10 protein-coding genes are annotated in these 14,708 nt (G+C 39.2%); 8 read left to right on the forward strand and 2 right to left on the reverse strand.

What is annotated here, in order from left to right:
• Positions 1 to 340 precede the first annotated feature (340 nt).
• Positions 341 to 1,210, reverse strand: coding sequence for a LysR family transcriptional regulator (locus Q0507_RS07605; RefSeq protein ID WP_298714674.1), 870 nt, complete (start codon positions 1,208 to 1,210; stop codon positions 341 to 343).
• A 198-nt stretch (positions 1,211 to 1,408) separates the two neighbouring features.
• On the opposite strand from Q0507_RS07605, the gene Q0507_RS07610 reads away from it, so the two are divergent.
• Genes Q0507_RS07610 through Q0507_RS07620 form a run of 3 tightly spaced genes read left to right on the forward strand, consistent with a single transcriptional unit; the run spans position 1,409 to position 6,294 of the window.
• Positions 1,409 to 3,706, forward strand: a complete 2,298-nt coding sequence (locus Q0507_RS07610; protein ID WP_298714677.1) for a hydratase — start codon at positions 1,409 to 1,411, stop codon at positions 3,704 to 3,706.
• Positions 3,707 to 3,730: 24 nt separating this feature from the next.
• Complete coding sequence (locus Q0507_RS07615) at positions 3,731 to 4,870, forward strand: 2-methylaconitate cis-trans isomerase PrpF family protein (RefSeq protein ID WP_298714680.1); 1,140 nt, start codon at positions 3,731 to 3,733, stop codon at positions 4,868 to 4,870.
• Positions 4,871 to 4,872: 2 nt separating this feature from the next.
• Positions 4,873 to 6,294 (forward strand): anion permease, encoded by a 1,422-nt coding sequence (locus tag Q0507_RS07620; RefSeq protein ID WP_298714683.1) that lies wholly within the window; start codon positions 4,873 to 4,875, stop codon positions 6,292 to 6,294.
• Between the two features lie 315 nt (positions 6,295 to 6,609).
• Here Q0507_RS07620 and Q0507_RS07625 read toward each other — a convergent pair whose 3' ends face one another.
• Entirely contained in the window at positions 6,610 to 8,826 is a 2,217-nt protein-coding gene (locus Q0507_RS07625; RefSeq protein ID WP_298714686.1) for a sel1 repeat family protein, read from the reverse strand.
• A gap of 185 nt (positions 8,827 to 9,011) precedes the next feature.
• Between Q0507_RS07625 and Q0507_RS07630 the strand changes: the two genes are divergently transcribed.
• The 5 genes from Q0507_RS07630 to Q0507_RS07650 all read left to right on the forward strand — a co-directional run bounded on the left by Q0507_RS07630 (position 9,012) and on the right by Q0507_RS07650 (position 14,420).
• A complete protein-coding gene (locus Q0507_RS07630) occupies positions 9,012 to 9,941 on the forward strand; it encodes a DUF805 domain-containing protein (RefSeq protein WP_298714687.1) in 930 nt (309 codons plus the stop codon).
• Positions 9,942 to 10,067: 126 nt separating this feature from the next.
• On the forward strand, positions 10,068 to 10,880 hold the full coding sequence (locus Q0507_RS07635; protein WP_298714688.1) for a hypothetical protein: 813 nt from the start codon (positions 10,068 to 10,070) through the stop codon (positions 10,878 to 10,880).
• Positions 10,881 to 10,914: 34 nt separating this feature from the next.
• The gene (locus Q0507_RS07640) at positions 10,915 to 11,898 is read left to right on the forward strand and encodes a DUF805 domain-containing protein (protein WP_298714691.1); all 984 of its coding nucleotides are present in this window, start codon (positions 10,915 to 10,917) and stop codon (positions 11,896 to 11,898) included.
• A gap of 486 nt (positions 11,899 to 12,384) precedes the next feature.
• The gene (locus Q0507_RS07645) at positions 12,385 to 13,854 is read left to right on the forward strand and encodes an anthranilate synthase component I family protein (protein ID WP_298714694.1); all 1,470 of its coding nucleotides are present in this window, start codon (positions 12,385 to 12,387) and stop codon (positions 13,852 to 13,854) included.
• Entirely contained in the window at positions 13,854 to 14,420 is a 567-nt protein-coding gene (locus Q0507_RS07650) for an aminodeoxychorismate/anthranilate synthase component II (protein ID WP_298714697.1), read from the forward strand. Before Q0507_RS07645 ends, Q0507_RS07650 begins: the two co-directional genes overlap by 1 nt.
• The last annotated feature ends 288 nt before the right edge of the window (positions 14,421 to 14,708 follow it).

Genomic DNA, 14,708 nt, shown 5'->3' on the forward strand with positions numbered 1-14,708 from the left:
GTCATTATGCTATTGTTACTCTAGTTCAATAAAACTATATTGTAAAAGAAAACCCGTCATGATTGTTGTGATCATGACGGGTTTTCTTTGTTATAACTTTAAATAGCCAATCAATATATTTGTATCAAAGCACCAATTCATATGATTTAAACTAACATAGTAATCAAGATGATTGTATATAAGAGACTAATCAATTGATTATATGTAAGCGGCTAATTATATGATTTTTACGCATATATTAAAAGTTAAGATATAAGTAATATTTATGGATACCAAAGAAAAGAGCAATTTGTTTTTATTGCATTTTCATAATATATTATATATATTAAAGGAATAGTTGTTATACCTTTGTGTCAGCCCATGTTTTCATAAATGAGTAAAAAGCTTGTACTGGCTTGGATTCAAGGGCACTATGGCGCGTATACATCCACGTATCCCGAGTCATGATATGACCGTCAAGAGTTTTCAAGGTTTCCTTAAATAGGTTAGGGTAATCATTACCACAGCTTTGGGTGAGGATGGTAAAACCAAGTCCTTGGTTGACGAGCTTCATACATGTATCGATGTCGTTCACCTCAATGGTGCGCATTGGAGGTTGTGAGTAGTGGGAATACCACCAATCATCAATGGTCTGCTGTAAATTCGGATCTGTTTGATAGTGAATATAGGGCAGACGAGGTAAATCCTCTACGTCACAAGGCGTTTTGTTGAAGAAGCAGAATGGTTCAGACCAGATATGTTCTTTCGACTCTGTCCAAGTGTGGGCACCGCGAATGATGGCAGCATGTAAGCGGCCTTCAAGGAAGTCATGGTATAGCTTATAGCTAAGTCCCGTATACATGATGATATCAATGTGCGGATAAGCCTCTTTAAAGGTGGATAAGATATGGGGGATATGATACTTTGCGAATACATTTGAGCATCCTAGGTTTAATGTACCGCGTGGTTCACTACCCATAGCTAATAGCTCTTGGCGCACCGAAGTATAGGAATTGAGCAAATCTTCGGCGTATCGTACAAGGCGTTGACCTTGATAGGTAAACTCTACACCACGAGCTTGTCGGTTGATGATGGGACAGTTAAATTCCTTTTCTAATTTTTTTATTCGTTCACTCAATGCAGGTTGCGTCATAAATAGACGACGCGCTGCATAAGTAATATTATTTTCCTCTGCTAAGGTTTTTAAAATTGTACAATCTTTCGTGTCCATAAACTCTCCTTTATATATGTATTATTGTACTCTATTCCATAGAGTTGGTACAGACGAGGGGACGCTAGGGCTATACAGATTAGATATAACTAAAGACTAGGTACTAGTAAGAGGAATGGAGCTTTTACCAATAAACATGGTGAAAATATAGTGTTTGTAAAGGTTTACACATGCCTGAAAGTAATAAAGGAGCAAGTCATGGTTGAGTTAATTTCAAATGGTGTATTTTTATATCACGGTACGGATATCGTTCCTGCGGATTCTAGTGCAGCCCTTGATCAGCAAGAAGTTTTTAATAAAGAGCGCGCCTATAAGGAAACGATGGCGTACCGTATTTTAATGGACCACCAACAACACGAAGGTGATCAAGATTTACGCATCAAATTCGATGCCTTAACATCTCACGATATTACCTATGTTGGCATTATTCAAACGGCGATTGCCAGTGGTCTTGATAAATTTCCAATTCCTTACATTTTGACAAACTGTCATAATAGCTTGGCAGCAGTAGGGGGCACGATTAACGAAGACGACCATGTATTTGGCTTATCCGCGGTTCAACGCTTCGGCGGCGTGTATGTACCTCCTCATCTTGCAGTTATTCACCAATATATGCGTGAAACAATGGCAGGCTGTGGCAAAATGATTCTCGGTTCCGACAGTCATACTCGTTACGGTGCTCTTGGTACTATGGCGATTGGTGAGGGTGGTCCAGAGCTTGTAAAACAATTGCTTGGCCGTACGTATGATGTACAGCGTCCAGAAGTTATCGCTATTTACCTCGATGGAAAACCTAAACACGGCGTAGGTCCACAAGACGTGGCACTCGCTATTGAAAAAGCTGTATTCGCAAACGGCTTTGTGAAAAATAAGGTAATGGAATTCGTAGGCCCTGGTATTAAACACCTATCCATGGACTTCCGTAACGGCATCGATGTAATGACTACAGAGACTACATGCCTTACAACTATTTGGAGAACAGATAGTACAACGAAAGAATTCTTGACACTTCATGGTCGCGGTGATGCGTACAAAGAGCTTAACCCTGGTGATGTAGCTTATTATGATAGCCTTGTAAAAGTTAATCTTGGGGAAGTGGAAAGTATGATTGCTATGCCATTCCATCCAAGCAATGTATATACAATTAAAGAAATTAACGAAGGTGGTCACGATTTATTAGCAGAAATCGAACGTCAAGCGGTAGAGCAATTAGATAATAAATCCTTGTCTTTACAATTGCCTGAAAAACATTTTGACGGCAAATTGCATTTAGATCAAGGTATCATCGTAGGGTGCTCTGGTGGTTTATATGAAAACATTATGCAAGCGGCTAACATCGTACGCGGTAAGAGCGTAGGTTCCGGTCGTTTCGCATTTAGCGTTTATCCTTCTAGCCAACCAATTTACTTAGAACTCATGAAAAATGGTGCTCTTGTAGATCTTATGAGTGCTGGTGCCATCGTGCGTACAGCTTTCTGCGGACCATGCTTTGGTGCAGGCGATACACCTAACAATACTGGACTCAGTGGTCGTCATGCGACACGGAACTTCCCGAATCGCGAAGGTTCTAAACCTGGTAACGGACAAATTTCCTCCGTTGCACTTCTCGACTCTCGTTCCGTAGCGGCTACTGCTATTAACGGTGGTGCATTAACTGCGGCTACTGATATCGATTATGATGATGTAGTACCAGCTTACCACTATGATGATAAACCTTATGAAAGCAAAGTATATAGCGGCTTCAATGAACCGAATAAAGATACTGAACTTGTGTATGGACCATCCATTAAACCTTGGCCTTCTATCGAAGAATTAACGCCAAATGTATTGCTCAAGGTAGCTGCCTATATCGATGACCCTGTAACGACTACGGATGAGTTGATTCCATCTGGTGAAACATCTTCCTTCCGTTCAGATCCATATGCATTGTCTGAATTTGCCTTGAGCCGTAAGGTTCCTGAATATGTAGGTCGTGCTAAAGCCGTTCGCGATTGGGAAAAATCTCGTCAAGAAGGTGAAAGTACAGTAGAGTTAGTCGCTGCATACGAAGAGGTTAAGCAAGCTCTTGGCTTGTCAGAATCTGTAGAAGATATGGCTAAGTCTACAGCTGTTTCCAGCATGGTATATGCTAATCGTCCGGGTGATGGCTCTGCTCGTGAGCAAGCAGCATCCTGTCAACGTGTATTGGGTGGCGGTGCTAATATCGCTATTGAATATGCTACAAAACGTTATCGTAGTAATGTAATTAACTGGGGCATGTTACCGTTCGTAATTAGCGAAGAAGACTCTAAAACTATGGTCGTAGGCGACTATGTATATGTGCCAAATGTGCGTGACCAATTATTCTCTGACTCCGATGATTACACAGCATATGTTATCAGTGGAGGTGCGAAGAAAGCAGAAATCACATTGCATTTAGGGCACCTCAGCGATGAAGAAAAAGATATTATCGCAGCAGGGTGTCTCATCAACTACTATGCAAATAGCAAAGCATAAGCGATGAACATAAAGGAGTAAGTTATGAACAGGTATAAAGAAATTCCTGTTACCTATATGCGCGGAGGGACTAGTAAAGGGGCGTATCTGTTAAAAGATACGCTTCCAACTGACCCGGCTGCACGAGACCGTATGATTTTAGATTTATATGGTTCTCCCGATGTGCGTCAAATTAATGGCATCGGTGGTGCCGATCCATTGACAAGCAAGGTAGCTATCGTAAATCCTTCTGACCGCGATGATGCAGATATCGACTACACCTTTGGGTATGTAGGTATCGCTGATGCGGTGGTAGATTACGAAGGTAACTGTGGTAATATTTCTGCTGGTGCAGGGGTATTCGCCATTATGGAGGGCTTTGTAAAAGCCGTAGAAACAGAAACAGTAGTTCGCATCTTTAACACGAATACAAATAAAGTTATTGAAGCGCATGTTCCAGTCCGAGATGGTAAGCCTATTATTGATGGTGACTTTTCTATCGATGGTGTTCCTGGTACAGGTGCTCGTATTACATTATATTTCTTGGAACCAGGCGGTTCTAAGACAGGTAAGTTACTACCAACAGGCAATGTACAAGACACAATTACATTGGCTGATGGTCGCACAATCCAAGTCAGTTTAGTAGATGCAGCTAATCCAGCTGTATTTGTAAAGGCTACAGATCTTGGTTATGAAGGCACGGAATTACCGGCTTTCACAGAAACGGATGGCGGTGTATTACTCAATACACTTGAAGATATTCGCACCACTGCGGCGGTAATGATGGGCCTTGCTCCATCTAAAGAGTCCGCAAGTCCTGCAGTTCCAAAGGTATGTATGGTGTCCGCACCACAAACCTACGTGGCAAGCGATGGTCGAACTATCAAGGGGAATAGTATAGACATCGTGGCTCGTACAAAGGCACTAGCTGTAATGCATAAAGCCTATGCCGTTACAGGTGGTATCTGTACTGCTACAGCAGCGCTTATTACGGGTACTGTGGCGAACGAAGTAGTTAGCGAACGTGCTAAAGAAACGAATCAAGTTACTTTAGCACATCCATCAGGGAAGTTTGATTTCGAAATATGCTTGACCCATGATAAGGGTTGGCATGTGGAGAAGGCGGGCGTCGCTAGAACAGCGCGACCGATCATGAAAGGCATAGCTTATGTTAAAGGAGAGTAAGAATGAATAAGCTACTTAAAATTGCAATTATGTTTGCCATTCCTCTGGTAATGTGGTTCATTACACCGCCAGAAGGTTTGAGTGTGGAAGCTTGGCGACTGCTAGGTTTCTATTTAATGGCTATCGTTGGTCTTGTTGTTAAACCTTGGCCAGCACCAATTATTTTGTTGTTATCTATTGCAGGTTCTTCAATTTTCTTAAATGCAACGAAAAACGTATTGTCTGGTTATGCATCCACTACAGTATGGCTAGTATTCTCTGCGTTCTCCCTCAGTGTGGCGTTCGTAAAAACAGGACTTGGCCGTCGTATTGCGTACCTATTGATTAAATCCTTAGGTCACACTACATTGCGTCTTGGCTATGTAACTGCGTTATTAGATCTTATTATTTCTCCGGTAACACCTTCCAACACAGCACGTTGTGGGGGTATCGTGTTCCCAATCATGAACTCTGTAGCAAAAGCATTGGGCTCTGAGCCTGGTGAAAGTTCAAAAAAAGCTGGTTCTTACCTCATGGTTAACACATACATGGTTACAAAAGTAACAAGCTTGATGTTCGCTACGGCTATGGCGCCAAACTTATTGGCAGCTGACTATATGAACAAAATTTTAGGCGTAGATATTAACTGGGGCCTTTGGGCATTAGCACTCGTAGTACCTGGTCTTGTAATGCTTCTCATTACACCAGCTTTGGTATACTATCTAGACAAACCATCTATTCAACACATCGATTCTCATGCGATTGCCGATGAAGGTTTGAAAGAACTTGGACCTATGACTGGTCGTGAGAAATCTCTTATCGCTATCTTTATTCTTGCTTTAGTTGGTTGGGCATTGCCTTCCATTTTGACACAAGGGTTCGGCATTAAATTCTCCATCGATGCAACAGCAGTAGCTATCGTAGCTATGGTAGCAGCTCTTGTATTCGGCGTTATCAAATGGGAAGATATGCTTGAATCTAAAGGCGCTTGGAACACACTGATTTGGTTCGGCGGTATCATCGGTATGTCCAGTGCATTGTCTAAGGTTAAATTCTTTGAATGGCTTGCTACATTCATGGGTACACACTTCAGTTTCGGCGATAATCCTATGATGGCTCTTATTATCATCGGCGCTATCAGTATCGCTGTTCGTTACTTGTTTGCATCTGGTAGTGCGTACGTTGTAGCAATGCTTCCAGTATTCCTTACTGTAGGTAAGGTTGCAGGTGTAAACCCAATGGCGTTGTCCTTGTTATTGGCTGCTACAAACTCCTACGGTGGTGCGTTGACTCACTATGGTGGTGCAGCGGCTCCAATCGTATTCGGTGCAGGTTATAACACAGTTAAGAACTGGTGGATTATCGGCGGTATCTTCGCTATCATGTGCTTCATTGTGAACCTTACAGTGGGCTACGCATGGTGGGAAATCCTTGGTATCCTTTAATACCTAATTAGAGACAATAGTTATTCTATACATATAGAATGATCATCCCCTAGATGGTGAAAGTGTTAGAGCTTTCATAAAATCACATAAGAAAAGAGCTGTAACAGAATCAGTATATGAATTCCTGTGACAGCTCTTTTTAGATGTATTAAATTATATTTCTTAATCTATACCTATACAAATAAAGCTATATAGTTGAATTGCTTTGGCTTGAAGATGACCCATAGAGAGGCACTGATAAAGTTAAAACTTTGCGTGTTGGAGATGACAAACCATTACCTATAAGAGCTTTTACTTGACTAATGCCGAGAGACATTAGTTCTTTTTAACTTCCTCCCAGTCGTTTAAGTCTGGGAGTTTGTCATTTGTAATGGCATCTTGAATCCAGTAGTTGATGGAGGTTAAGTTACTGTAGTCTCGTTCAAAGCCGTATACGGTTCCATCTGCTTCAGTAACATAGAGTCGAATGCGTAAGTCTTTGCCTTTTTTGTTGCGCTCGATGTAGTAGCTAATACCTCGATCATCGAGGTTAGATGGGCGAACCGCAATGATATCATAGGTGCCATTAGATACGCCTTCCAAGGCATCCTTAATCATTTGGCTAGGATTGTCATATTGATTGAGGTAGAAGATATCGTTGTCGATAGCTAATGCATATTCACTTGGCGGGGTAGGGTTTTTGTACTGTTTTTCCCAGCTTTCATCAATAATAGGCAACTTAGCTGTATCATAGAAGTCTTTAATCAAAGCGAGACCTTCCGGAATTGTCATATCTTTAAAGTGTCTAATTTCATACACCGTAGAATCCAACTTATTAGCGCCTTCTGTTGTATCCCGACCATAGCCGTATAGATAGATAGTACAAGAGTTTTTATCTTCATTGTGGAACATAACGATATGGTGCATATCGTCAATGACGTTTTCTATGGATTGTCGATTATCATAGATGCCAAGGCTGAGGTATTTTTGTGTATCCCATTCGCGCTGGATGAAATTCCAGTCGTATTTATTGGTGCGCCAACCTGTAGTAGATTCCTCCATGATTTCTAATATATCTACAGAATTTTGAGGCCAAGTTGTAGGCATAGGATTACATGTCGTAGAAGATTGCTGAACACCTGCTTTGTATTGATAGTGTCCATTGACCTCCTCAAAGGCTTCTAAACGGTCAGATGCTTCGTCAGGTATTACTAATGGTTCCCCAGTACCTAACCAATTATCGTTTCTAGTGTTGATGTTCTTGATACTTTCATGAGCATGCTTGTAAAATGTGACGGCTTGGTCTAAGTCGGGCGTTCCTGTAGTGGCGCCGATTTCGTAGCAATAGCCTGCTGCCAATTGCCATAGATGATCCGCATAGTCATAACTGCCATATTCATCGTAACATTTGCTTGCCTGTTTAATGCATTCCAAGGCTACACTCATTTTAGGAGCATTGCCTTTTATGAAAGCGAATACATAAGCAAGATATGGCCAAATACCATCGTGGTTTTCGATAGCTGGTTGCTGCAATAAGTGAGCGATGCGAGACCAGTCTTGCGATTGACCATCGATGTTGAGGGTGCGAATGATAATGGCTTGTGTAGTGGTGTATGCATGGTCATTAAAGTCTAAATAATCTGGGCTTACAGAAGCACGCTCGTAGTATTTGAGGGCCTTTTGGATATCTTGAGGAATCGTTTTATTCGACAAATGTGGCTTTGCGTAATATTCGGCAGCTTCACGCAAACACAGGCCATTATTCATGGCTACACCACGCTCAAAATATTCGAGTGCTCTTTGATGCTCGGCGCGTGCTTTACATATATCGCCCGCTAAGAATAACATCAGAGGTAAACCTGCTTCGGCACCTTCAAATACGACTTGTTCTTCCATTTTCTTGTCGTCTTGCTCGATATAGGTAATGCGAAGATTACGGTATGCAATAACAAGGCCTGCAGAGGCAGATTTACGCAGCCAGTCTTGAGCAATAGCCGTTATTTTATTTGCCAATCTACGTTGATCTGGTTGTACAAATAAGGCTTTTAAGAAGCGTACAAATGCAGAGGGTTGACCTTCATTAGCCATCTTTTGGGCCGACGGCAAGATACGATAATCCTCCCATTGGAATACATTGGCAATGGCGTAGGCACAGTAAGAACAACCTTTTTGGGCGCCTTCATAGACACGCTGGAATGCTTCGTCCTTTGTCATAGGTAGCTCTTTTTCAATAGTTGGGGTGAGGGCACCAGCGGTACGCATAGCTTGTAAAATAGCGATGGCACTGCCGCGACGAATGGCCGTATGTAAGTAACTATAGGCCTTATTATCATCCTCAGGAAAACCGGCTTCAATCCACGTGAACTGCGGTCCCGAATAAACGCGCGCCAAAATAGCGTACACATCTCCGATACCTGGAATCTCTTGGCCTTCCTCGTCGGCTTTCACAAGGTCGTCAAGCTCGGCCTTGCCCTCCCAAGCGATATCTTTATTACATTGATGGAATATTTTATTGAAAGACTGCTGTATTTGATCGGTAAAATAAAAACTCATGCTCTCTTCTCCGCATAATAATCAGTGATGCTGATAACATATGTAATTTCAGTATACTATTAGTGTTTAGAGGAAAACAATATAAATATTCTGGACTCATAGTGTTGATATTTTAATATACATATATTTATATTAGAATAAAGTAGATTAAAAATTGTTTTGAGCGTATAGAGAGAATTATTTTAATGTGGTTAGATAATGAACTTTCACTATTTAAACAAAATATAGAAATGCTACGAGTGAATCAACGTATAGGCAGACTTTCATATTTGTGGGCTGTGCTTGGTGTAATGGTTAGCAAATTTTTAGCCTATCTTATATTTGGTCTATTGGTAGTGCTTATCCAAGGTAGTTCATTTCAAGATAGCCAGTATTTGTCTTATCTTTATTTTGGATGTCTACAGATTATACATGTAATTGCAACTATTTTTTTGCTTAAACGTAGACTAAATGATTGTGGGGCATCCTTATGGTATATGATTTTGGTTCCTATAGCATACCTAAGTTTATGGATGTATTGGGGGATGAATTTTAGTTGGGAAGCTATATTCGAAACTATTGTAAATGAAAGTTTTTATTGGGATGGTTTCTTTTGGCAGTATTTCGTCTTAGCTTGTTTTGCCCTGCCTCTTAGTGTGCCAGATTCTAATGAGTATGGCTTAGATGAAGGACGGGATAAATATAATAACTATATTATTGCCTACGATAGAAGCTCCACCGTTAGTGAAGAAAAAGATGTTGGTACATTCGACTATGTGTGTGGTTGTATATGGGATGTTTTATTTGCTAAGCTCTTTGATATTAAAGGAAGATCTTCCGTATCAGCCTTTGGGGTTGGTCTTGTAGGAACTCGCATTTTCATGGATGTCATTATGTATATGGCTATTGCCGTAGTTTCATTAATTGTTCAGTTGGGTATACCTTTTTATATACCACATTGGGGTTTTATGGTTATCCAAATATGGCCAGCCATCGCAATGATTACATTAGGTATACGTAGACTTCATGATTCTCTATTAAGCGGGTTATGGATTATTGGCCTTTTTATTCCGTATATTAATATTTTTGTCAGTTATCATCTTTTGTTTAAAAAATCTTGGCATATAGATGACTAAATGAAATGTCTTGGGTTTAAAATACCATTTGATATATATAAATAAGAGATTAAAAAATAACTTATTTTGTCGTATTACTTATTGTAATTCAAGAGATAAATAAATGATGTTGATGGGAGAGGTGTTATGGAGATTAATTTAGTAAATGAAATAAAATTTGCACTTAAACAAAACGATTTATATTTTATTAATAGGACACAAGACTATGTTATCGTTAATGATGATTATAGAGGAGTAATAATTTACACTCCTCAATTAGAGTATGTTGACTCTTATATACTAGATAATACAAAGGTTATAATTGTAAATAGTTTTGTAGATTCTGAAAATAATAGAATTGTACTCCATTTAGAAGCAGGATTATGGTACATTGATTTAAATAGACATTATTCACAGTTTATAAAGTATGATTTTGAGAGTGAATGCATTTATATTTTGTATTTTTCTGTATTTAAATCAGCGTCTATTAGCCTATTTGCCAATTCTCTTATGATACACTGGGACTTTGTTGATAATAATTTAAGTTTTACAGCTATTGATAGACTATCTTCTTCTGATGAACTCACTTTATATAGGAATTGGGAAAGTGAAATTAAAGTTGTAAATAGTATTGGCTTTATAGATAATAAATGGATAGTATATGAGGAGGATATTGAGATATATCAGCATAATAGTCTTATTCATAAATTTCCTATGGAATATAGGGGATGGTATCGATTTGATATAAATGGTGATTATTTTATTGCCATAGATGAATCTATTTTAATTTTAACTAGCTTAAGTAATACCCGAAATAGGCTGAAAAAAATTTATGTTGATAAGAAATCTTGTTTTGGCGCTGTGTTAATACATGATAAGCACTTTTCTTATTTAGTTGTATTGGTTAGTAATGAAGGAACAGGAGTATCATATTTGCGAAGTTATAATATTTCCAATTAGTGCATATATTACAATACTTACCATAAGATGAAGAATGATGAGACAACTATTATATTCTGAGTTAATAAATTTTAAGTTTGAATTATTATCTTTAATTCAATGGTTAAAGATAATCAAATTATTTACAATCAATATACAGACATACCTTTCTATAAACTTATTGGTGTTTATTGGTATAGGAATAAATATATATATATTCTCCACTCTTCCAGAGATAGTATATACTCAAGAAATTTATGACATTATATATTACGTGGGCACAATTATTTATATTCTTTTTGTAGCTTTTACAAATTATGCTAGCTTGAATTATTACAAAAAAGTGCAATTTAATTGGGTAAATATCATAATTACTGTGCTTTTACTATTGTTATTATTGGGTGGAAAGCATTTTGACCTTTCTTACGGAAAAGCTATTTTTGAGTCCAACAATATTATATTATGGGGCGTTGATGTACCAGATTTATTCTATCCATGTCTTTTGGGATCAATGTTGTTGTTTTCTGTAGTACCTAGGAAACTTTGGTTAAGAGATAATAATGTTGAACTTAAGGGAATAATTTTTGATAATAAGGTTATAGATGTACTCTGGGGTAAGCGTAATGATTTAACTACCTCTCAAATTAAAGCTATAAATTCTTTTTATAGTCGCCAAGATAAAAGGCCTCTTTTAACAGAGCTTTATAAAAGCATATTAATTGATAGTCTTTGGCCTAATGGACGAAGTACAGTTCGTCAATGGAATCTGTTTAATGTATATTTAGCGTTTATAATATACAATATGATATTAAATTATAATATCGAAAACTGTGCTCTGCGATATGCTTTATACGTTTATCTTATATATATTATTATCATCATGATCTTTAGACGTTTGAGAGATAGCAATAGTAGTATATTTTGGATTATTGGCTTATTTGTTCCTATTATCAATATATATGTATTGTATCTGCTGTATAATAAAACCTCTGCATTATACGATAAAGAAAGTAATAGTATTTTTTATTATGCATTATGATACATAAAATATGGAGATACGAGATTGTATGTTAAAGATCTTTCTATGGCTGAACAACAATTAGAAATTAAAACTTCTTGACTTTCATTCTATAGAAACATTATAATCAGATTATAATTTTATACTCGCCTGAAATAAACCGATGAGGTGGAGATAAAAATAGGATATGCACTCACAGAGAGCGGGATTAGCTGAGAACCCGTAGTACGCAGCTTATTAAATGGACCACCGAGGGCGCATGGAAAAGAATGAACTTTCACAGTCATTCCTAGTATGGTGCGACGTCACACGAGCGTTAGTCGTGAGGGATATGTTAGTATCCTGCGAAAGGGGAATGCACTGCATTCAAACAAGGTGGTACCGCGATTTATAGCACAATACAAATATTTTTTAATAATTGTATAAGAATAGAACTATAAACTCGTCCTTGACGTTATATTGTCATGGGCGAGTTTTTTTATTGGCAAATGCCAGATGGAGGTTCTCATGATTTTCCCTAGTCTTGACCGTGTGAAAGCTATCGCACCGGGCTACGATATCGTGCCTGTATATATGGAAATTTTATCCGACGTACGCACACCGATTAGCGTGTTGAAAGCGTTAAAACAAGTGAGCAGTCATACGTACTTGCTTGAAAGTGCGGATAATAGTAATCATTGGGGCCGTTACTCCTTCTTGGGCTATGATCCTAAGATTGAGCTATTCTGCAAAAACCATAAAATGACCATCAAAGATGGTACAACTCGTACTTTTGAATGCTCTAATCCTGCGGCAGAGATTCGCAATATTTTGAGTCAATATAAAAGCCCTCGCTTAGAAGAGTTACCAACTTTTACAGGTGGCTTTGTAGGCTACTTCGCATGTGAATACATTCGCTATATTGAGCCAACATTGGATTTTCCAACGCCAGATGATGATTCTGCGATGGTCAACGATGTAGACCTTATGCTCTTTGATAAAGTTATCGCTTTTGACCACTACAAAAATAAAATTTACTTGATTGCCAACATCAGCACAAATGATTTGGAACGCAACTACAACAAGGCGGAGCTCGAATTGAAAGCCTTAGCTGACCTCGTAGTGAACGGTAAAGAGGCTAACATTCCAAAAGGCATCCTTAAAACAGAGTTTACCTCTGAGTTTACAAAGGACGAGTTTGAAGCAGTCGTTAAAAAGACGCAGCATTACATCAAGGAAGGGGATATCTTCCAATGTGTTGTATCTAATCGCCGCGAAGCGGAGTTTGAAGGTAGCTTGTTAAATGCATACCGCGTATTGCGCACCTTGAATCCATCTCCGTACATGTTCTATCTATCTGGTGGCGATGTAGAGCTTACAGGGGCTTCTCCAGAAACATTGGTAAAACTGACTGACGGCAAAATGTATACCTTCCCAATTGCAGGTACGATGCGTCGTGGCAAAAACGAAGCAGAAGACCTCGCTATTGAGGAAAAACTTATTAACGATGAAAAAGAATTGGCTGAACATAACATGCTCGTTGATCTTGGCCGTAACGATTTAGGTAAAATTTCTAAATTCGGTTCCGTAAAAGTTGAAGCGTTACATATGTTGCAACGTTTCTCCCATGTAATTCATATTACATCTACTGTAAGCGGTGACATTCAAGACGGCAAAGATGCTCTGGATGCCATCGGTGCTACACTGCCAGCAGGTACTTTATCTGGAGCTCCTAAAATTCGTGCTATCGAAATCTTACACGAACTAGAAAAAAGCCCACGCGGTGTATACGGCGGTGCCGTAGGTTATATCGATTTCTCCGGTAACATGGATGTATGTATCGGCATCCGCATGGCCATGAATAAAGGCGGTAAGGTCTATGTTCGCGCTGGTGCAGGCATCGTTCGCGATAGTGTTCCTGAAAGTGAATACAATGAGACCTTGATAAAAGGCCAATCCATGATTTCCGCAATTACAAATGCACAGGAGGTAGAATAATGGTACTCCTTATAGATAATTACGATAGCTTTTCCTTCAATTTATATCAATTAGTAGGCTCTATCGATCCAGATATTAAAGTCATCCGCAGTGATGAGTTAACAGTTGAAGAAATCCGCGCTTTAAAACCCGATTACGTGATACTTTCACCAGGACCTGGTAGACCAGCTGATGCGGGCGTATACGAAGACCTATTGCGCGAATGCAAAGGCGAATTCCCGATTCTCGGTGTATGCCTCGGTCACCAAGCCATTGGCGAAGTATTTGGCGGTACCGTGTCCTACGCAAAACAAGTTATGCACGGCAAACAAAGCGTAGCAAAACAAGTACACCCATCCAAAATCCTTAAAGGTGTACCAGAACAATTTGAAGTGGCTCGATACCACTCCCTAGCGATTATCGACGAAACCATGCCAAGCGAACTCATCGTTACATCCATTACAGACGACGGCGAAGTAATGAGCGTGGAACACAAAGACTACCCGATTTATGGAGTGCAATTCCATCCGGAATCCATCATGACACCAAACGGGGAACAAATAATTCGCAATTTCTTAGAAAAATAACCACTGTTTAATTTAGGTATTTGATGGGCTATTTATAGGTCATAGAACGATAGGGCAGAAATAAGGTCTCTCGGAACTCCAAGTGGCCACCGCCCCACTACGTGGGGCCGCCAAGTCGTTCCTTAAGACCTTATTTCTTGCCAACTCAACCTTGGCATTACCTACTTAATAGCTCCTCTACAATACATATATCGAACAGTAACTATATTTTCTAAATAAATATGCGAATCAGAACCCCTAATATAAGAAAAGGTGGTGCAAAGCACCACCATTCCCACTCTCCCTATA

Origin of the sequence: uncultured Veillonella sp. (genome assembly GCF_938010505.1) — a bacterium.
Classification (GTDB): domain Bacteria; phylum Bacillota; class Negativicutes; order Veillonellales; family Veillonellaceae; genus Veillonella.

Bases quoted from the DNA above. Each gene is read 5' to 3' on its own strand.
- Q0507_RS07605 (WP_298714674.1), bottom strand. From the start codon at position 1,210: ATGGACACGAAAGATTGTACAATTTTAAAAACCTTAGCAGAGGAAAAT.
- Q0507_RS07610 (WP_298714677.1), top strand. From the start codon at position 1,409: ATGGTTGAGTTAATTTCAAATGGTGTATTTTTATATCACGGTACGGAT.
- Q0507_RS07615 (WP_298714680.1), top strand. From the start codon at position 3,731: ATGAACAGGTATAAAGAAATTCCTGTTACCTATATGCGCGGAGGGACT.
- Q0507_RS07620 (WP_298714683.1), top strand. From the start codon at position 4,873: ATGAATAAGCTACTTAAAATTGCAATTATGTTTGCCATTCCTCTGGTA.
- Q0507_RS07625 (WP_298714686.1), bottom strand. From the start codon at position 8,826: ATGAGTTTTTATTTTACCGATCAAATACAGCAGTCTTTCAATAAAATA.
- Q0507_RS07630 (WP_298714687.1), top strand. From the start codon at position 9,012: ATGTGGTTAGATAATGAACTTTCACTATTTAAACAAAATATAGAAATG.
- Q0507_RS07635 (WP_298714688.1), top strand. From the start codon at position 10,068: ATGGAGATTAATTTAGTAAATGAAATAAAATTTGCACTTAAACAAAAC.
- Q0507_RS07640 (WP_298714691.1), top strand. From the start codon at position 10,915: ATGATGAGACAACTATTATATTCTGAGTTAATAAATTTTAAGTTTGAA.
- Q0507_RS07645 (WP_298714694.1), top strand. From the start codon at position 12,385: ATGATTTTCCCTAGTCTTGACCGTGTGAAAGCTATCGCACCGGGCTAC.
- Q0507_RS07650 (WP_298714697.1), top strand. From the start codon at position 13,854: ATGGTACTCCTTATAGATAATTACGATAGCTTTTCCTTCAATTTATAT.